Origin of the sequence: Sulfitobacter delicatus (assembly GCF_900102535.1) — a bacterium.
Lineage (GTDB): Bacteria > Pseudomonadota > Alphaproteobacteria > Rhodobacterales > Rhodobacteraceae > Sulfitobacter > Sulfitobacter delicatus.
On record NZ_FNBP01000003.1, the window covers coordinates 360,773 to 380,389 of the forward strand.

Below are 19,617 nucleotides of genomic sequence, written 5' to 3' on the forward strand. Positions count from 1 at the left end.
GGAAATGTGATGAGCAAAAGCGATGCAAACGTCAGCACGAAGTCAGGCGCAGACCTGTCCCCGGCGGAGGAAGTGCGGCAGGCCGTGAGCGGTTTTGTCAGCGACTTCAACGGCTTTCGGACCGAAATGAACAGTAAACTTCAACAATCAGAAGAGCGAATTGCCATGATGGATCGCAAGATGACCCTGCCTGCCCGTAGCCCTCTTGGGGGCGCGATTGACCACGATGCGCCGCATAAGAAGGCCTTTGACGCCTATCTGCGCAATGGCGATGACGACGCGCTGCGTGGGCTGGAACTGGACGGCAAGTCGATGTCGACGGCGGTGAATTCGGACGGCGGCTATCTGGTCGATCCGCAGACCTCGGAGCGGGTGCAATCGGTGCTGAATTCCGGTGCGTCGATCCGGGCGATTGCGGCGGTCGTGCAAGTTGAGGCGACGTCTTATGACGTGCTGGTGGACCACACGGATGTCGGCGCGGGCTGGGCCACGGAGAGCGGCGCGCAGGCCGAGACGGACACGCCGCAGATCGACCGGATCACCGTGCCGCTGCATGAGTTGAGCGCGCTGCCTAAAGCCAGCCAACGGCTGCTGGACGACAGCGCCTTTGACATCGAAGGCTGGCTTGCGGGGCGGATCGCGGACAAGTTCGCCCGTGCCGAGGCGGCGGCCTTTGTCAGCGGTGACGGGATCGACAAGCCGACGGGGTTCCTGAGCCACCCGGTGGTCGAAAATGACACCTGGAGCTGGGGCAATCTGGGCTATGTGGCCAGCGGCACCAATGCCAACCCCGAGGCCGATGCGATTGTGGAGCTGGTCTATGCCTTGGGGGCAGCCTACCGCAAGAATGCGGTTTTCGTGATGAACTCCAAGACCACGGCGAAGGTGCGCAAGCTGAAGGACACCGACGGGCGGTTCCTGTGGTCCGACGGGTTGGCTGCAGGCGAGCCGGCGCGGCTGATGGGCTATCCGGTGCTGGTGGCCGAGGACATGCCTGATCCTGCGACGGATTCGATGTCGATCGCCTTTGGTGATTTCTCGACGGGCTACACCGTGGCCGAACGGCCCGACCTGCGCATCCTGCGCGATCCCTTCAGCGCCAAGCCGCATGTGCTTTTCTATGCCACCAAGCGCGTGGGCGGCGACGTCAGCGACTTCGCGGCGATCAAGCTAATGAAATTCGGCCTGGCGTAAGCCGGTGCCGAAGCCGGGGCCGGGGCGACTTGGCCTCGGTCCGGGCGTGCGCCGCGAAGGTTGTGTTGTCTAGCTGCTCCCCTCCAACCGAGCAACGCAACCGGTGCACGTCCGGTTTTTCGCAAGAGGTCCGACGCCGGGCCGAGGGGCGTAAATTTGGAGACGTTCGATGATGTTGATCGAGGAAACAAATGTCCCGGATGCGGCGCTGCCGGTGGAGGCGTTCAGGGCGCATCTGCGTCTCGGCAGCGGGTTTGCACAGGACAGCCTTCAGGATGCGGTGCTGCGGGGTTTTCTGCGGGCGGCGATGGCAGCGGTAGAGGCGCGGACGGGCAAGGCGCTGTTGGTGCGGCGGTTCGCGCTTTCGCTGACGTTCTGGCGGGATGCGGGGGCGCAGGTCTTGCCGGTTGCACCGGTGCAGACGATCGAACGGCTGGCGCTGGTGGCGCGGGATGGGGTTGAGACGCTGGTGGATCCTGAACGCTATTGGCTGGAGCGCGATGCGCAGGCGCCACGGTTGCGCAGTACAACGGCCACCTTGCCGCGGATTCCGAGTGCGGGAGCGGCGTTGATCGGTTTTGACGCGGGGTTTGCCAGCAGTTGGGACGGGCTTCCCGATGATCTGGCACAGGCGGTCATGTTGCTGGCGGCGCATTACTATGAATACCGTGATGACACCGCGCTTGGTGAAGGGTGCATGCCGTTTGGCGTGAGCAGTCTCATTGAGCGGCACCGCAAGGTCCGTGTGGGCTTTGGGGGTGGGGCATGAAGCGGCCCCATCTGAACCGGGCGTTGACGTTGGAAGCGCCGCAACGGGTGAGCGATGGCGCCGGGGGCTTTGTCGAGAGCTGGACGCCATTGGGGACGCTGTGGGCGGAAGTTACCGCTCGGACCGGGCGCGAGACGGCGCGGAGCGGGGTGGCGGTGAGCCGTACGCCGCTGAAGATCACCGTACGCGCCGCACCGCCCGGAACGCCTGAGCGCCCGACAGCGCATCAGCGGTTCCGCGAGGGCGCACGCATTTTCACCATTCAAGCCGTCGCTGAGGCGGATGGCGCAGGTCGCTACCTGACCTGCTTTGCCGAGGAGGAGATTGCCGTATGACCTATGCGCTTTCAGGAGCCTTGCAGGGGGCGGTTTATGACCTGTTGCAGAATGATCCGGGGCTGACCGCATTGGTGGGCGACGCCGTCTATGACGCAGTGCCGAGTGGTACGTTGCCTGAGACCTATGTGCGCCTTGGCAGTGAAAAGGCCGTGGGGGCATCGGACCGTTCCGGTATGGGGGCGGAGCATCGCTTTACCGTCACAGTGATCACGACAGCGCCGGGGTTTGCCTTTGCCAAAAGTGTCGCGGCAGCGGTCTGTGATGCGCTGCGCGATGCCGCGCCGGTGTTGAGCCGGGGGCGTGTGGTCGATCTCTATTTTCACAGTGCCAGTGCCGAGCGGATCGACGGCGGGGCGACGCGGCAGATTGACCTCCAGTTCCGCGCGCTTTTGGCGGACGAGTAAACCTTACAACCTTTTCAGTTAGTTGCAGGAGAAAACGAATGGCTGTTCAAGCAGGTAAAGATCTTTTGATCAAGGTAGATATGACCAGCGATGGTCAGTTTGAGACCATCGCGGGGCTGCGTGCCACGCGGGTGAGTTTTAACGCCGAGACGGTGGATGTCACCACACTCGATTCCCAAGGGGGCTGGCGTGAGTTGCTAGTGGGCGCTGGTGTGCGCTCGGCGGCGATCAGTGGCTCGGGGGTGTTTCGCGATGCGGGCACGGATGAGCGGGCGCGGCAGTTGTTCTTTGACGGGCTGACGCCGGATTTCCAGATCATCATTCCCGATTTCGGCGTGGTTGAGGGGCCGTTTCAGGTCGCCGCAATCGAATACGCCGGGTCGCTGAATGGCGAGGCTACGTTCGAACTCAGCCTGCAGTCAGCGGGGGAGTTGGTCTTTACCCCTGACGTGGTGGTGTGAGCATGGCCAACCCTTGGCGCGGCGAGGTCTCGATTGTCATCGACGGGCAGCGGCATGAGGCGCGGCTGACCCTCGGTGCGCTGGCGGAACTGGAGGCGCAGATGCAGGCCGACAGTCTGCTGGCGCTGGTGGAGCGGTTCGAGGGGAACCGGTTTAGCAGCCGCGATGTGCTGGCGCTCTTGGCGGCAGGGTTGCGCGGGGGCGGCAGCGGGATCGACGCCAAGACGTTGGAGCATGCGCAGATCGAAGGTGGGCCAATGGCAGCCGCACGGGCGGCGGCTGAATTGCTGGCGCGGGCCTTTGCGGTGCCGGAATGAGCGGTCGGCGGCCCTTTGATTGGCCGGGGCTGTTGCGGCTTGGGCTGACGCGCATGGGGCTGCGGCCTGCGGAATTCTGGGCGCTGACCCCGGCGGAGTTGCAGCTGATGCTTGGCCCGCTCGGCGAAGGCGCGCCGCTGTTGAGTGAGGGTCTGGCCGCCTTGATGGCGGCCTACCCGGACACAAAGAAAGGGGCCGGAGATGGCTGAATTTGATGATTTCGAGAACCTTGAGGGCAATGCGTCGGGCCTGAATGAGACACTGGGGGAGACCAGCGCGCTTGTTTCGGGTTTTGACAGCGAATTGCGCCGCATGCGGGCGTCGTTGTCGGCGACGGGTAAGGATGTGGCAGCGTTGGAGAAGGGGTTGAGCCGGGGGCTTCGGCGGGCCTTTGACGGGGTGGTGTTTGATGGGGCGAAACTGTCGGACGCTCTGAGCGATCTCGCCAGTTCCATGATCCGCACAACTTATAACGCGGCGATGCGTCCGGTGACTGACCATTTCGGTGGGCTGATCAGTGAGGGCATCGGCAGTCTGGTGAAGGGAGTGCTGCCCTTCGCCGATGGGGCGCCCTTTTCGCAGGGTAAGGTCATGCCCTTTGCACAGGGTGGCGTGGTCAGTTCGGCCACGGCCTTTCCGATGCGGGGCGGTATCGGCGTCATGGGCGAGGCAGGGCCGGAGGCAATCATGCCGCTTGCACGCGGGGCGGACGGCAAGCTTGGCGTGCGCGGCGCGGGGAGCGGTGGCACGACCATTGTGATGAATATCACGACGCCGGATGTGCAGGGGTTCCAACGTAGCCAAAGTCAGATCGCAGCGCAGGTGAGCCGTGCGCTTAGCAGTGGCAATCGCAACCGCTGAAGGCGACAAAGAGAGGTGCAGGACATGCAATTTCACGACGTAAGATTTCCACCATCGCTAAGCTTTGGCTCCCTCGGGGGCCCGCAGCGGCAGACCGACGTGGTCACGCTCGCCAACGGATTTGAGGAACGCAACACGCCCTGGGCGCACTCCCGACGCAGCTATGATGCGGGGCTTGGGATGCGGTCGATTGACGATCTGCAGGCGCTGATCGCGTTTTTCGAGGCTCGGATGGGTCAGATGTATGCGTTCCGCTGGAAGGATTGGGCCGACTACAAGTCTGGCAAGGCAGATGTGCCTGTGGCTTTTGATGACCAGAGCATCGGCTTTGGCGACGGGGAAACAGCCGCCTTTCAGATCTATAAAACCTATCGGTCTGGGGAACAGAGCTACAAGCGCCCGATCACGAAGCCGGTCGCTGGCACGGTGCGTGTGGGGCTTGAGCAGGATGAACTGCAGGAGGGCGTCGAATATGAGGTCGATGCGGCCACTGGCGTCATCACCTTCGCGCATCCGCCCGATCCTGATGTCGAGATCTTTGCGGGTTACGAGTTCGACGTGCCGGTGCGGTTTGACACGGACCGCATTCTGGTCTCGGTCGAGAGCTTTCAGGCGGGGCAGGTGCCCGATGTGCCGGTGATCGAGGTCCGGGTCTGATGGCGGGGCTGGAGGCTGATTTCGCGGCGCATCTAGCGAGTGGTTTGACGACTCTCTGCCATTGCTGGCAACTGACGCGGCAAGATGGAGTGGTGTTTGCGTTTACCGATCATGACATGCCGCTGAGTTTTGACGGGGTGACCTTTCGCGCTGACACGGGATTGAGCGCACGGGCGCTCGCACAGACGACAGGTTTGTCTGTTGATAACACGGAAGCCCTTGGTGCTCTGAGCGACCATGCGATCCGCGAGGATGAGATTGAGCAAGGTCGCTTTGACGGGGCCGAGGTGCTGGCGTGGCTGGTGAACTGGGCCGATCCGACACAGCGGCTCTTGCAGTTTCGCGGCAGCATTGGCGAGTTGCACCGCGCCGGCGGGAGCTTTCGCGCCGAGCTGCGGGGGTTAACTGAGCCTTTGAACCAGCCAATGGGGAGGGTTTATCAGAAACCATGTTCGGCGGTGTTGGGGGATGGAAACTGTGGGTTTGACCTGACTGCGCCGGGCTATACCGACACGCGTGCGGTCGAGCGCGTCGACGATGCGCAGTCCTTTCAATGGCAGGGCTTCAATGGCTTCGATGAGGGCTGGTTCACCCGCGGGCGGCTCGATGTGCTCGACGGGTCCGCCGCGGGGCTGTGGGGGATGGTCAAGCAAGACCGTTTTGACGGTGAACGGCGTGTTATTGACCTTTGGGAGCCCATCCGCGGCGCGGTGACTGCCGGGACGGTGGTGCGGCTAACTGCTGGCTGCGACAAACGGATGGAGACCTGCCGGCTAAAGTTCAACAACCTTTTGAACTTTCAGGGTTTTCCTGACCTGCCAGGTGAGGATTGGGTCATGGCGGTACCGAAATCCGATGGCGCCAACACAGGCGGGTCGCGCCGATGAACGGCGCTGAGAGATTGGTTTCGGCAGCGCGCGGCTGGATTGGGACGCCTTATGTGCACCAAGCCGCGACGCGGGGCGCGGGGTGCGATTGTCTGGGGCTGCTGCGGGGTCTGTGGCGTGAGTTGCACGGCGCAGAACCAGAGGCAGTCCCGCCTTACTCAATGGATTGGTCAGAGGCGCAGGGCGAAGAGCGGCTGTGGACGGCCGCGCAGCGACACATGCGACCCAAGGCGATAGCGGCCGCAGCGGCAGGAGACGTGCTTTTGTTTCGGATGCGGCAGGGAGCGGTAGCGAAGCATCTAGGGGTGCAGGCCGAAGCCGGTGCTGCCCCGACATTTATCCATGCCTATTCCGGGCATGGGGTGGTTGAAAGCCCGCTGAGTGTGCCTTGGCAACGGCGCATTGTGGCGCGATTTGAATTTCCTGAGGAGGTCACCTAATGGCGACGATTGTTCTTTCGGCAGCGGGGGCGGCGGTGGGCGGCTCTATCGGTGGCACATTGGCAGGGCTCTCTTCGGTGGCCGTTGGCCGCGCGGTTGGTGCGACCCTGGGGCGTATCGTGGATCAGCGATTGCTCGGCCAGGGCGGGCAGGCAGTCGAGACGGGTAAAGTCGATCGTTTTCGGCTGACCGGTTCGGGTGAGGGCGAAGCGATCACGCAGCTTTATGGCCGTATGCGGCTGGGCGGGCATGTGATCTGGGCTTCTCAGTTTCAGGAAGAGGTGAACGTCAGCGGAGGCGGCAAGGGCGGGCCGCCCAAGCCGCAAACCACCAGCTATAGCTATTCGGTCAGCCTCGCCATCGCGCTTTGTGAGGGCGAGATCACTAGCGTCGGGCGCATTTGGGCGGATGGCGAGGAAGTCGCGCCGGATGACCTGAACATGCGCGTCTACACCGGCAGTCGTGATCAGCAGCCAGACCCGACCATTGCGGCAATCGAAGGCGCGGATCAGGTGCCGGCCTACCGGGGCACGGCCTATGTCGTGTTTGAAAACCTGTCGCTCGCAGCCTTTGGCAATCGAGTGCCGCAATTCTCTTTCGAGGTGATGCGGCCCGAGCAGCCTGGCGCGCCCGGTTGGGAACACGCACCTGCCTTTGGCGTGCAGGGGGTGGCTCTGATCCCGGGCACGGGGGAGTACAGTCTGGCGACAACGCCGGTGCATTACAGCAACGGGCCGGGGGCAAATTGGTCAGCCAACATCAATACGCCCGCCGGGAAGACTGATTTTTCAGTGGCGCTGGAAAGCCTGACCGAGGAACTGCCGCGACTGGAGGCGGCGTCGCTTGTCGTGTCGTGGTTCGGGAGCGACCTGCGTTGTGGCGAATGCCGCTTACGGCCCAAGGTCGAGGACCCGGTGATCGAGGGGGAGAACATGCCTTGGGGTGTTTCCGGCCTGACGCGGGCCGAAGCAGAGGTGATTGCCCAGCTTGACGACCGCCCCATCTATGGCGGCACTCCTGCGGATGCAGCGGTGATTGAGGCCATTCAGGCGCTAAACACTGCGGGTAAGGCGGTGATGTTCTACCCGTTTATCCTTATGGACCAGACCGAGGGCAATGAACTGCCTGACCCCTACAGCGATACAACCTCCCAGCCTGCTTTGCCTTGGCGAGGCCGGATTACACTGTCCGACGCCCCGGGGCGTCCGGGCAGTCCGGATGGGACAGGGGCGGCAGAGACGGAGGTTGCGACGTTCTTCGGTACGGTGAAGGCCGCGGATTTCACGGTCGTTGACGGATCGGTAAGCTACAACGGGCCAGCGGAATGGACGCTTTCGCGGTTCATCCTGCATTACGCAGCGCTTTGTGCGGCTGCGGGCGGCGTGGAGGCGTTCTGCATCTCGTCTGAGATGCGCGGCCTGACACGGATCCGCGGCGCGGGGAACAGCTTTGTGGCCGTGGTAGCCCTGCGGGATCTGGCGGCTGAGGTGCGCGCTCTGCTCGGGCCTGAGGTCAAGATCAGCTATGCGGCAGATTGGTCAGAGTATTTTGGCTACCAGCCGCAGGATGGCAGCGGGGACCTCTACTTCAACCTTGACCCTTTGTGGGCAGACGACAACATCGATTTCATTGGAATCGACAATTACATGCCGTTGGCGGATTGGCGCGATGAGGAAGGGCATCTCGACGGGCAAGATTGGTCTGCGATACATGATGTCGACTACCTTAAATCCAACATCGAGGGCGGCGAAGGTTATGATTGGTATTATCATTCACCCGAGGCCCGCGCGGCGCAAATCCGGACGCCGATCACCGATGGCGCGCATGATGAGCCTTGGGTCTATCGCTACAAGGACCTGCGCAACTGGTGGGCCAATGCGCACCACGATCGGGTGGGGGGCACACGCTCGGCGACGCCGACAGCCTGGGAGCCGATGTCGAAACCGATCTGGTTCACGGAGTATGGCTGCGCGGCGATTGATAAGGGGGCGAACCAGCCGAATAAATTCCTTGATTTGAAGAGTTCTGAAAGCGCCTTGCCGCGGTATTCCAACGGGGCGCGTGACGATCTGATGCAGATGCAATATCTGCGTGCGATGTCGGAGTATTGGAGCGATCCGGCGATCAATCCACTGTCGGAGGAATACGGTGGCCGCATGCTCGACATGTCGCGGGCCTTTGTCTGGGCTTGGGACATGCGGCCCTTTCCCTTCTTTCCGAACAATGTCGATCTCTGGAGCGATGGTGAGAATTATCCCCGCGGGCACTGGCTGAACGGGCGCGCTTCGGGACGGTCGCTGGCCTCTGTCGTGGGAGAGATTTGCCGCCGCGCAGGCGTGCAGCATTATGACACGTCGCAGCTTTTCGGGCATGTGCGCGGCTATGCCGTCACGCAGGTCGGCCAGGGGCGTGCGGCTTTGCAGCCCTTGATGCTGCGCTATGGATTTGATGCGATTGAGCGGGAGGGGGTGTTGACCTTCCGCATGCGCGACGGGGTTGATGCGGTCGCGCTCGACGCGGAACGGCTTGCTGTCAGCCCCGATCTCGACGGCATCACCGAGCAGTTGCGCGACGCTGAGGCCGAAGTGTCCGGGCGCGTCCGCCTGCGTTTTGTCGAGGCCGATGGTGATTTCAACGTGGTGGCTGAAGAAGCGGTTCTGGCCGATGAGGCGACCCATGCTGTCGCGGGGTCAGAGTTGAACATGGCGCTTACGCGCGGCGAGGGGCGGCAACTGGCTGAACGCTGGCTGACCGAAGCGCGGGTGGCGCGCGAGACAGTGCGGCTGGCCTTGCCACCTTCACGCATGGCGCTTGGCGCGGGGGATATCATTGAGCTGCCTGGTGAGGGCGCAGAGGGGCCCGGGCGCTACCGGATTGACCGGGTCGAGCAAGCAGGACCGTTGCTCGTCGAAGCGGTGCGGATCGAACCTGAGGTTTATGACACGGTGCCCTTTGACGAGGAACTGCCCAGCCCGCGCCCCTTTGTGCCGCCGGTGCCGGTCTTGCCGCATTTCTTGGACCTGCCGCTGCTGCGGGGGGATGAGGTTCCCCATGCTCCACATCTGGCGGTCACCGCAGAGCCTTGGCCGGGTTCGGTCGCGGTTTACCGGTCGGGAACCGACAGCGACTATACGTTGAACGCTGTCCTACCGGCACGGTCGACCGTAGGGGTCACGCAGACGCCACTGCTCGCCGCGCGGCCGGGATTGATGGACAACGGCCCGGTTTTGGAGGTGAAATTGACGAGTGGGACGCTTGCTTCGGTGGAGAGGGAGACATTGCTGAACGGCGCCAACCTCGCTGCAATTGGCGATGGCACGGCGGGGAATTGGGAATTATTCCAATTCGAGGAAGCCGAGCTTGTAGCTCCGCAGACCTATTGGCTGCGCGGGCGTCTGCGCGGGCAGGCGGGCACGGATGCGCTGATGCCGGAAGCTTGGCCAGTGGGGTCGGTCTTTGTGTTAATGAACGGCGTCCCACAGCAGCCTGAGCTTGGCCGCCATCTGCGGCGTGTCGCTCAGCACTACCGTATCGGTCCGGCCCAGCGGCCTGTGGATGATCCGTCATATGTGCATGAGCTGCATGCTTTTGACGGAAACGGCTTGCGGCCGTACAGCCCTTGTCACCTGCGCAGCGTGACCGACCAGAATGGCGACATATTGCTGAACTGGATTCGCCGCACACGGGTCGATGGTGATCCATGGGACAGCCCGGAGGTGCCGTTGGGAGAAGAGAGCGAGAGCTACCTGCTGCGGGTGTTGGTTGGGGGTGAAGTACGGCGTGAGGTCATGCTAAGCAGCCCCAGTTGGGCCTATAGCAGCAGTGCGCGGGCGGCAGATGGCGTCGCAGGCCCCTTCGCGGTGGAGATTGCGCAGGTTTCTGCGGTCTACGGGCCAGGTATGGCCGCGCGTTTAGAGGTCACGCCCTGACTGGCAGAGGGGCGGCTGAGCAGCGATACGCTTTCACGATTTTGCGCGGGATGGATTTACAATTGGTCCCGCGCCGTTGCATGAGCTACCTTGGCCTTAAAGCGAAGGACATGTGACATGGCACAGACACGCAGAAGTATCTCGAAGATGGACCCGGTTTGGGACCGCATTCAGCATGAGGCAGAAGCCGCCGTGCAGGATGAGCCGCTGATCGGCGGCTTTGTGCATGCCTGTATCCTGCACCACAAATCCATTGAGAACGCGCTATCCTACCGCATTGCGGCAAAGCTGTCGTCGAACGAAATGTCGATGATGGTCGTGCGCGAAATGGTTGAAGAAGCCTATGCCGAGGATGCGGGGCTTGTCGCTGCCGCGCGGGCTGATCTAATGGCGATTTACGACCGTGATCCGGCCTGCCACCGGTTGCTGCAGCCGATCCTTTACTTCAAGGGATATCAGGCGGTGCAGGCCTACCGGGTCGGGCATCACCTTTATACGAAGGGCAAGCGCGATCTGGCCTATTTCATTCAGATGCGAGTGAGCGAGATTTTCGGTGTCGATATTCATCCCGCGGCGAAGATCGGCAAGGGCATCATGATCGACCACGCGCATTCCATCGTCATTGGTGAGACGGCGGTTGTGGGCGACAATGTTTCTATGCTGCATTCGGTGACGCTTGGCGGGACAGGCAAGGAGGAGGAAGACCGGCATCCGAAGATCGGTGATGGTGTTCTGATCGGAGCTGGCGCGAAAGTGTTGGGCAACATTAAGGTTGGCCATTGCAGCCGGATCGCTGCAGGTTCGGTTGTTCTGGAAGAGGTGCCGCCCTGCAAGACCGTGGCCGGTATTCCTGCGCGGATAGTGGGCGAGGCGGGCTGCGATCAGCCTTCAATGTCGATGAACCATCTGTTCGGGCCGGATTGCGAATAGAGTTCGCGCGTATAGGGTAAAATGAAAAAGCCGGGGCAAGGCCCCCAGCCGTTAACTAAATAGTGGGTATATCCAGAACATATCTGGAACGAAGGCAAGAAAAGTGTTACTGGGCAATGGTTAAGCCGTTGCCCATTTTCCGTTGTGGGCACGAAGATATCTTCGGGAGCCTCCATGTCCCTAAAATCAGATAAATCAAGATATAGAGACTCGGGTGGAAACCTACGACTTCCGCCGGCTCACGAAGGGCTTCAGGTCAATTCATGCAGGAATCCAGCGTGCTCCGGGTTTGGGGTGGAAGCACTCACCCAAGTCGATCGGGGGCGGCCTAAGTCTGACGGGTCATCGAAGCTCGACCACTATCGCGCAAACGGGACCGATGGAAATACCGCAGACCAGAAGCTCTTCTGCAAATTGTGCGGCAAGACCAGCCCGATCAAAAGCAACCGTGCGATCCAAGAAGAGCGCACGAGGATATCCGGATACTTGGAGCCAGTCCCAGAACCGTCTTGTCCCAACGCCGATTGCCAGCACGCGACTAAAGGGGTCTTTTCGCATCCGGTGTCTTACTCCTGCCATGCCAAACTGAAATCTTCACAGAGGTTGAAGTGCCGATCCTGCGGCATCGCGTTCTCCATTGCGACAAAAGCGACCCATGGTCAGCGAAAGCCGCATGAAAACAAGACTGTATTTGCAGAGATAGTTTCGAAGAAGCCAATCCGCGGGATTTGTAAAGTCACTGGCCTTACCCCGAAGGCAGTCTATGACAAAACCGATTTCATATATGAGCAATGCAGGAGGTTTGTCGGCGCACGGGAGGCAAAGGCCCACAGGATAAACCGCAAATACGTAAGGCTATGCACAGATAGGCAGGACTATTTAATCAACTGGAAGACAAAGCGTCGTAGGAAGAATGTGCAATTCACCTCGACTTGCACAGTAGAGGGTATGTCCGGCTATGTTCTCGGCCACCACCTAAATTACGACCCCTTTGTAAACCAGATCGAGATCGACGATACGGCTCGGATGAACGGAGATGGCCTTCAGGGCGCAAGGTCTTACTTCTCCGCGCAGCCTCAGTATTGGAAGAGCGATGAGTTCTACGCAGTGGCTCGAATGCAAGAGACAGATATTCGGCCGAGCTTGGAAGAGGGCGAACTAACTGTTGAGGAAAGGATTGCATCAAAATCACGCATGGAGCGCAACTACCCCAAGCAGGAGATGGCTGACTATCCCGCCAAGGAAAACCAATTGCCACCCGACGGGGCGATGACCCACTTGGACTACACTTCCTATGCACATGCGCTTCTCGTCCGTCGGTTGATTGGCAACCCTGGGTATCTAACAATCTACTCCGACCAGGACGAAGTCCTGAGAGGGGCTTTTACGGCAGCTTTTTCTTGGCAGATATCCCAGGGCAAGGCGGAGATGGCCTATGTTCAATTCCAGAAACGAATGAACATCGACGAGAAATTGGCTCTTTCCAACATCAGTCGCGGCAGGATTGCCAGGATGGGAAAGGAATGGGCCTGCCATCCTGAAAAAGCCATAGCGCGGCATATGGCTTGGGAATACGCCGAACTGTGCGCACGTCACCAGGACTGGCGCAATCGATGGGTGCCTCATCCGAAAGACACAGTAAATGAACCTCGAAGGAGGATTCAGTATCTCACCGATACGGGACGCAAAAGTCTCCTAAACATCGGATGGACCCTCTCTGGCGCCTCACTTGCGCCAGTTGATACCTACTTCATGCAGATCCGGCGCCAGCTATATTATCTCGAAAGACCTATCCCGACCCAGACTAACGCGGAGAAGCTCTACTACGGCTATTCGGCCTACGACCCGCTCAGAGTTGTGCAGCACCTGGAAATATTTAGAGTCTTCTCGAACTATGTATGGACCGACAGCAATGGGATGACCCCAGCCATGAAATTTGGGTTGGCGAAGGGGCCGGTCCGGATGGAGGACATTCTTTACTACTGGCCTTTCTGATCCATGGGAACCGACCAAGGTGCTTAAGAACCTTGTTTTCCCGTTAGAGGTGAAGCTACGCTCGCCGAAATGCACTTTCTGAATAGCCGGTGACTCACCCTAACTAACAAGGGGACAGCCCGCAGAGATTTATTATGAACCCGACTGAGATTTCCGACGCACTCGAATCCATTTCCACCGCGCCGTTCGACCCCGCCGAGTTTGGCTACGCTTTCGCAGCGGCAACGGGCAATGCTAAGGCGACAGTATCCAAGTTGCGTGCGGGCAAGCGATCGCTGAACAAGTCGAAAATTCCCGGTGCTGTTCTGATGAACCGCCGCTTCTACTACATACCTGCGGAAGTGGGTGGAGCTGATGCGGCTTTGAAGCTGATCCTCTCCGACAAGAAGACCACCCAACACAAGCCGGAAATCCTGATCTCGACCGACGGTGAAGAAGTGGTCGGGCATCACCTTTCCTCGGGTGACACGATCCGTTGCGCATTCCAGGACCTTCATCATCATTTTGGTTTCTTCCTGCCAGCGGCCGGGGTGAGCCGCTACAAAGCGGCTGAAGAGAACGAAATCGACGTCAAGGTCACTGGTAAGCTCGCTAAGCTCTACGACGCGCTGTTGAAAAAGAACCCGGATTGGGCGACCGAAGAGCGCCAACACGATCTAAACCAGTTCATGACCAGACTGATCTTTTGCCTCTTCGCCGAAGATGTCGGGATTTTCCCGAAGAACCAGTTTATTAGACTGATCGTCGACCATTCAGGTGAAAAAGGCATCGAAGCACATTTGATGCTTCGCGATGCCTTTGCTGCGATGAACCTGCCGAAAGGCGCGCGTGGTCACCTACCCGCATGGACGCAGGAACTGGAATACGTCAACGGCGGTCTTTTCGCTGACAGGCCAGACTGTCCGACCTTCACCCCAATTGCCTGGGGCTAATTGCAAGATGCGGCAGGTGAAGACTGGCGGAAAATCAATCCCGATATTTTCGGGTCTATGATCCAGTCAATAGCCGACGCCAAACGGCGCAGCGAACTCGGCATGCATTACACCTCCGTGCCCAATATTCTAAAAGTTTTGGGCCCGTTGTTTCTGGATGAGCTGGACGTTGCCATCGAGAAGGCATGGAGTCAGCCTAAGGCATTAGAACGGCTGTTGGGCCGCCTTGGTCGGATCCGAGTGTTTGACCCTGCTTGTGGATCGGGGAACTTTCTCGTGGTTGCCTATAGACAGCTCCGAGAACGAGAAATGCGCGTGATGAAACGCCTTGTCGAACTGACTGGTCAATCATTCATGAAGCTGAGCTCAACTCTTACTTTGGCAAATTTCCATGGCATTGAAATCACTGATTTCGGAGCCGAAACAGCCAAGCTGGCTCTTTTCATCGCTGAATACCAGGCAAATGCAGAAATGTCGGAGTTGTTCGGTCAGGCCACGCGGACAATACCGCTTGAAGACGGCGGACATATTGTTTGTGCCAACGCGCTGCGCATAGACTGGGAAAAGGTTTGTCCTCCCCAGGCGGGTGATGAGGAAATATACATCGCCGGTAATCCGCCTTTTCTGGGGAAGGCGCAACAGGAGGCCCACCATAAGGCTGACAAAGAGGCACTCTTCGAGTCTCTCGGAAAGAATTTTAAGGCCTTCGATTATGTAGTCGGATGGTATTACAAGGCTGCACGCTTCATAGAGAATCGAAACGCTAAAGCAGCTTTGGTTTCCACGAACTCGGTTGCACAGGGCGATGCTATATCGACTGTATGGCCCATGTGTCTTGGTAAAAACCTTGAAATCGATTTTGCCCACCGAACCTTCAAGTGGCGCAATAATGCGTCTGCAAATGCTGCGGTCATGTGCGTGGTTGTGGGGCTCCGCAATAGAAGTTCGGCAGCCAAGCGTTTGTTCGACGGTGAGCATGAGGTGACTGCGTCAAATATTAACGGCTATCTCCTAAATATGGCGAATATTGAAGTCCGGCGATCCAGTTATTCGTTGTTCGGGCTGCCTGATATGCAGTTTGGCAACATGCCGTATGACGCCGGTAATTTACTTATGGATCGGTTCTCGAGAGATGAGTTGATTGATAAATATCCGGAAGCGGGATCTTTTGTGCGGCGTTTCATGGGCTCACAAGAGGTCGTGAAGGGCATCGAGCGCTACTGTCTCTGGATAGATGACAGTCAATTGGATGCCGCAATGCTTATTCCTGGAATTGCAGAGAAGATCGAGACAACGCGGATCGCCCGAACTAAAATGAAAGATAAGGCAGGCAAGATACTCGCAGAGAGACCGCATCAATTTCGTGAGCACTATGCACCTGAGAATTCCGCAATTCTGGTCCCAAGTGTCACTTCTGAGCGCCGTCCCTACTTACCGGTAGAGCTTGTCAATGCAGACGTCATTTCTTCTAATCTGAACTTTGCGCTCTACGACGCACCTGAATGGTGCCTTGCCCTTATCGCTTCTCGCCTTCACCTGGTCTGGATAGGCACCGTATGCGGTAAGCTGAAGTCTGACTTTCGCTACTCCAACAGCTTGGGTTGGAATACTTTTCCGGTGCCGCGCTTCACCCAAGGACAGCGCGACCAGCTTAACGCGTCAGCACGGGCCATCTTGAAAACCCGCTACATGCACCACCCCAAGACGATTGCCGAGCTATACGACCCCGACAAGATGCCAGATGATTTGCGTGAAGTGCATCGTCAGAACGACGAGCTTCTTGAAAAAATGTATATTGGGCGCGCCTTCCGCAACGACACGGAGCGGCTGGAGAAGCTCTTCAAGCTCTACGCCGCTCGTATCGACAAAATGAAATCTGAAACAGCTAAAAAGGGAGCCGCTTGATGGTCGACCTCATCCGCATGACCTATGGCTCCACTGGGGGAGCCAATTCCAATGCCCTCGGAATGCGCCCTTTGCAGGCTCGGGTATATGAGGCTCGAGCAGCATAATTCATTCTGCTTAAAGCACCACCAGCGGCTGGTAAATCGCGTGCACTGATGTTTGTGGCTCTCGACAAGCTCGAGAACCAGGGAGTTAGGAAAGCTATCGTTGCGGTGCCAGAGACCTCGATTGGCGGTTCGTTTAAGACCACGGATCTTACCAGCTACGGCTTCCACCGCGACTGGAAGGTCCAAGAGCAATGGAACCTCTGCCTCTCTGGTGAGGAAGGCAAGCCCAACTCCCGGAAAGTGAAGGCGTTCGAAGCCTTCATGGATTCCGACGACGAGGTGATCGTGTGCACACATGCGACCTTCCGTTTCGCCTTCGAGGAGATTGCCAAAAAGCGGGGTGTCGAAGCGTTCGACGACTGTCTTATTGCCATTGATGAATTCCACCATGTGGCCGCCAGCGATGAAAATCGGCTCGGGGAGATCCTGCGTCGTTTGCTGACCCGCGAACAAGCGCACGTTATGGCGATGACCGGTTCCTACTTTCGGGGCGACAGTATCCCTGTGCTGCGCCCGGAGGATGAGGCCAAGTTTCGTTCGATCACCTACTCCTACTACGAGCAGCTCGAAGGATATGAGCATCTCAAGTCCCTTGGCATTTCCTATGCATTTTATCGCGGCCGTTACATATCGGCGATCAAGGACGTGCTGGACACCGATCTAAAGACCATCGTTCATATCCCGCACCGTGGTTCTGCCGAGGCATTCGGTGAAAAACATGACGAGGTGGGGCAGATATACGACGCCATTGGTGAACATGTCGGCCAAGATCCTGAAACTGGATTTGATCTGGTTAAGCGACCTGACGGGCGCGTTCTGAGGATCGCGGATTTAGTGGATGATGGACCGGGGCGAGACGGAGTCAAAGCTGCGCTGCAGGCCGAGATCTGCGGCCCAGATGGGAAGCGTGACAACGCAGCCGATCGAGCGAAAGTCGATATGATCGTGGCACTTGGCATGGCAAAGGAAGGGTTCGACTGGGTCTGGTGCGAGCATGCCCTGACAATCGGCTATCGCAACAGCCTCACTGAGATCGTGCAGATCGTCGGACGCGCCACACGAGACGCTCCCGACAAGCGACATGCGCAGTTCACGAATTTGGTCGCAGAGCCCTGAGTGGAGACAACCGTAGTCGCTGACGCCGTGAATGACATGCTCAAAGCCATTTCCGGAGCACTCCTGATGGAGCAGGTGCTGGCGCCGAACTTCAAGTTTTACCGTCGGGAAGATGGCGATATTCGCGAACCAGTTCATATCGACAAGGAGGGTCGTGTGAATATCGGCATCGGAGGGCTGATGGAACCACCGACACCCCGAGCTCGAGCCATCGTCGAAGATGATATGCAGGACCTTGTGGCCAAAGTATGCCAGGCCATGGATCGCCGTGTGGTAGCCGATGATGTAGCACCTGAAGTAGCGACGCAGATGGTGCTGACAGAAATCGTGGAGAACAGTTACGAGGATCTCACTCCCGATGAGGCGGAAGCAATTAGGCAGGATCTTGCGGCGCGCATGAATATTATTGGACTGGCCAAGCGGAATGCCCACGGCGATAAGCTTGGTGGAGAGAGTGAAGGCACTCAGGGTGCCGGCAAAGATGGCGAGGACGAAGACGATACTCCCAATCTCTCCCTGATGAGCATGGTGAAGAAATTCATCAACGTGAGGGAGCTGGACATTGACCTCATCGACTCCATTAACCCGTTCCGGGAAGGATTTGATGTCGCTTCGCGTGCCTTCGATACGCCCCTCTTGAAGAACATCCAGAATGCGATGGTCGCTCAACGTATCCAGATGAGTGAAAAGGAAGCCCTGGTGCTCTGGCCGCGCATTCAACGCTTCCGCAAGCAGGAAGGGCGCCCACCTAATCCGCACTCCGAAGATCCCTTGGAGAAGCGGCTGGCAGAGGCGCATGCCTACGTTAGGACAAAGAAGGCCGAGCGCGCTCGTGCCGCGGCTGAATGAGGTAAGCTCATGAAAAGATATCGGTCGCTTGATGACATTTTCGAGGAAGACGACGAGCTCGGCTTGTTGGCCGACATAAGGCCCCGCCGATCAAACACCAGCTCACCCGAAGGAAGAAATGCCGAGATCGTCGTAGAAGTGAACGACTTTTACGAAGCTCACGGCCGCCTGCCTGACGAAAGCGGCGCGACGATCGAGGAGATGAAGCTTGGAACGATATGGCGGTCGATCAGGAGCGAGCCATCAGAGACGATGGTCGCCGCAGACAGGAATCGCCTTCTTGGCTATGGCCGCCCATTTGTTTCATCGGCAGTTGATGGAACGACAGCGACGAAATCGCGAGAGCCTTCCTGGCGGGACGATCCGGATGAAGTAGATGTGCCTCTGAGTTTAGACGACATATTTGATGAGGATGACGACGATATTCCTGAGGCCATGATAGGAATGCGGCATGTCACGCCTGCGGCGGAGCGAGAAAAGCCTGCCCACCGTGCCGATATGATACCCTGTGCGGATTTCGGCGTTTTCGAGCAAGGCTTCGTCGACATGCAGGCAAAATTGGATGCCGGCGAGCGTGAGGCAAGCCCCGTGGAGGATCGCCAGGAACTCCGGCCGAAAGAAGGGGACTTCATGATCCACCGGGGCCTGCTCGCCTATGTCGCTGAGATAACCGAGCATACGAGGCGCGGTGGGAAGCCGGACCATCGGCTAAGGATCATCTTCTCGAACGGTATGGAGAGCGACCCGTTGATGTCCTCGCTTCGCAAGGCTCTTTGGGCTGATAGGACTGCACGCGCGATACACAGGCCCGGCCTTGGCCCGCTGGATCCGGATTGGAACGCAGATGCTTTGCAGTTAACTGGCACAATCTACGTGGCGCGAAGCAAATCCGAACGGCCCGAGATCAAGGAAGTCAGGAACATTTTGCATAAGATCGGCGTGACATCTCAAGATGTGAAACGTCGTGTGGCTGACGCCAAGAATGATCCGACCTTTTTGTTGGCGGATGTGGAAATTGTAGCCACGTATGAACTACGCAACCTTTCTCGCATGAAGATAGAGGATTTACTTCACCGGTTCTTCGACGTCGCACGGCCATCAGGCCTTACGATCACTGATCGGTTCGGGAAAAAGGTCTTCCCACGAGAGTGGTTCTATGTTTTGCCTGACCATATAGCCGAAGCGGTGCGCCTCATCGAGGCGGGCACGCTGCATCTCTATCGGTATGACACGTCTGTGCAACAGATCATCAGGTTAGAATGATTTAGCGTCACAGTCCGCATATCCATCAAAAAGATTGGGAAATTCCCCGAAATCTCAGAAACTGACGCGCTTTGCATCGGTGGCGCCGCAACTTGTTGTGGGTCTTTGGTAGGCACAAACATGATGTGGGCGCAATGTTCTCATTGCGCCCACTTTCAAGTTAACGGCTGGGGCAAGGCCCTGGCTTTTGTTTTATGTTTGCCGCCCTTCGGGCGGGATGAGGGCTTTCTGCCCTCAAAATCTCGAAAGTGTTTTTTGCCAAA

19 protein-coding genes are annotated in these 19,617 nt (G+C 58.6%); all 19 read left to right on the plus strand.

All coding sequences use genetic code 11. The features are described 5' to 3' along the window. Positions 1–9 precede the first annotated feature (9 nt). On the plus strand, positions 10–1,194 hold the full coding sequence (locus tag BLS57_RS08165) for a phage major capsid protein (RefSeq protein WP_093741033.1): 1,185 nt from the start codon (positions 10–12) through the stop codon (positions 1,192–1,194). 169 nt (positions 1,195–1,363) lie between these two features. Then, on the plus strand, positions 1,364–1,963 hold the full coding sequence (locus BLS57_RS08170; RefSeq protein WP_093741035.1) for a head-tail connector protein: 600 nt from the start codon (positions 1,364–1,366) through the stop codon (positions 1,961–1,963). Further along, positions 1,960–2,298, plus strand: a complete 339-nt coding sequence (locus BLS57_RS08175) for a phage head closure protein (RefSeq protein ID WP_093741037.1) — start codon at positions 1,960–1,962, stop codon at positions 2,296–2,298. Before BLS57_RS08170 ends, BLS57_RS08175 begins: the two co-directional genes overlap by 4 nt. Continuing rightward, positions 2,295–2,705, plus strand: coding sequence for a DUF3168 domain-containing protein (locus BLS57_RS08180; protein WP_093741039.1), 411 nt, complete (start codon positions 2,295–2,297; stop codon positions 2,703–2,705). The genes BLS57_RS08175 and BLS57_RS08180 overlap by 4 nt, the downstream gene beginning before the upstream one ends. 38 nt (positions 2,706–2,743) lie before the next feature. Then, positions 2,744–3,166, plus strand: a complete 423-nt coding sequence (locus tag BLS57_RS08185; RefSeq protein WP_093741040.1) for a phage major tail protein, TP901-1 family — start codon at positions 2,744–2,746, stop codon at positions 3,164–3,166. A gap of 2 nt (positions 3,167–3,168) precedes the next feature. After that, positions 3,169–3,483 (plus strand): gene transfer agent family protein, encoded by a 315-nt coding sequence (locus BLS57_RS08190; protein WP_093741042.1) that lies wholly within the window; start codon positions 3,169–3,171, stop codon positions 3,481–3,483. Beyond that, positions 3,480–3,692, plus strand: a complete 213-nt coding sequence (locus BLS57_RS08195) for a rcc01693 family protein (protein WP_093741043.1) — start codon at positions 3,480–3,482, stop codon at positions 3,690–3,692. The genes BLS57_RS08190 and BLS57_RS08195 overlap by 4 nt, the downstream gene beginning before the upstream one ends. Next, complete coding sequence (locus tag BLS57_RS08200) at positions 3,685–4,344, plus strand: phage tail tape measure protein (RefSeq protein WP_093741045.1); 660 nt, start codon at positions 3,685–3,687, stop codon at positions 4,342–4,344. The genes BLS57_RS08195 and BLS57_RS08200 overlap by 8 nt, the downstream gene beginning before the upstream one ends. 24 nt (positions 4,345–4,368) lie before the next feature. Further along, a complete protein-coding gene (locus tag BLS57_RS08205) occupies positions 4,369–5,001 on the plus strand; it encodes a DUF2460 domain-containing protein (protein WP_093741047.1) in 633 nt (210 codons plus the stop codon). Then, positions 5,001–5,888: a DUF2163 domain-containing protein gene (locus BLS57_RS08210; protein WP_093741048.1), complete on the plus strand. Its 888-nt coding sequence runs from the start codon at positions 5,001–5,003 to the stop codon at positions 5,886–5,888. Before BLS57_RS08205 ends, BLS57_RS08210 begins: the two co-directional genes overlap by 1 nt. Further along, a complete protein-coding gene (locus tag BLS57_RS08215) occupies positions 5,885–6,328 on the plus strand; it encodes an NlpC/P60 family protein (RefSeq protein ID WP_093741050.1) in 444 nt (147 codons plus the stop codon). Before BLS57_RS08210 ends, BLS57_RS08215 begins: the two co-directional genes overlap by 4 nt. Then, complete coding sequence (locus BLS57_RS08220) at positions 6,328–10,257, plus strand: baseplate multidomain protein megatron (protein ID WP_093741052.1); 3,930 nt, start codon at positions 6,328–6,330, stop codon at positions 10,255–10,257. The genes BLS57_RS08215 and BLS57_RS08220 overlap by 1 nt, the downstream gene beginning before the upstream one ends. A 117-nt stretch (positions 10,258–10,374) precedes the next feature. Beyond that, on the plus strand, positions 10,375–11,187 hold the full coding sequence (gene cysE, locus BLS57_RS08225) for a serine O-acetyltransferase (protein ID WP_093741056.1): 813 nt from the start codon (positions 10,375–10,377) through the stop codon (positions 11,185–11,187). 948 nt (positions 11,188–12,135) lie between these two features. Continuing rightward, on the plus strand, positions 12,136–13,182 hold the full coding sequence (locus BLS57_RS19590) for a hypothetical protein (RefSeq protein ID WP_139186618.1): 1,047 nt from the start codon (positions 12,136–12,138) through the stop codon (positions 13,180–13,182). Between the two features lie 134 nt (positions 13,183–13,316). Beyond that, positions 13,317–14,114, plus strand: coding sequence for a type IIL restriction-modification enzyme MmeI (locus tag BLS57_RS08235; protein ID WP_093741059.1), 798 nt, complete (start codon positions 13,317–13,319; stop codon positions 14,112–14,114). Next, positions 14,115–16,019, plus strand: coding sequence for a class I SAM-dependent DNA methyltransferase (locus tag BLS57_RS08240; protein ID WP_139186619.1), 1,905 nt, complete (start codon positions 14,115–14,117; stop codon positions 16,017–16,019). It begins immediately after the preceding gene. A gap of 113 nt (positions 16,020–16,132) precedes the next feature. Then, entirely contained in the window at positions 16,133–17,242 is a 1,110-nt protein-coding gene (locus tag BLS57_RS19930) for a DEAD/DEAH box helicase (RefSeq protein ID WP_341868827.1), read from the plus strand. Further along, entirely contained in the window at positions 17,243–18,091 is an 849-nt protein-coding gene (locus BLS57_RS19935; protein ID WP_244153628.1) for a hypothetical protein, read from the plus strand. It begins immediately after the preceding gene. Between the two features lie 9 nt (positions 18,092–18,100). Continuing rightward, positions 18,101–19,354, plus strand: coding sequence for a GIY-YIG nuclease family protein (locus BLS57_RS08250; RefSeq protein ID WP_093741063.1), 1,254 nt, complete (start codon positions 18,101–18,103; stop codon positions 19,352–19,354). The last annotated feature ends 263 nt before the right edge of the window (positions 19,355–19,617 follow it).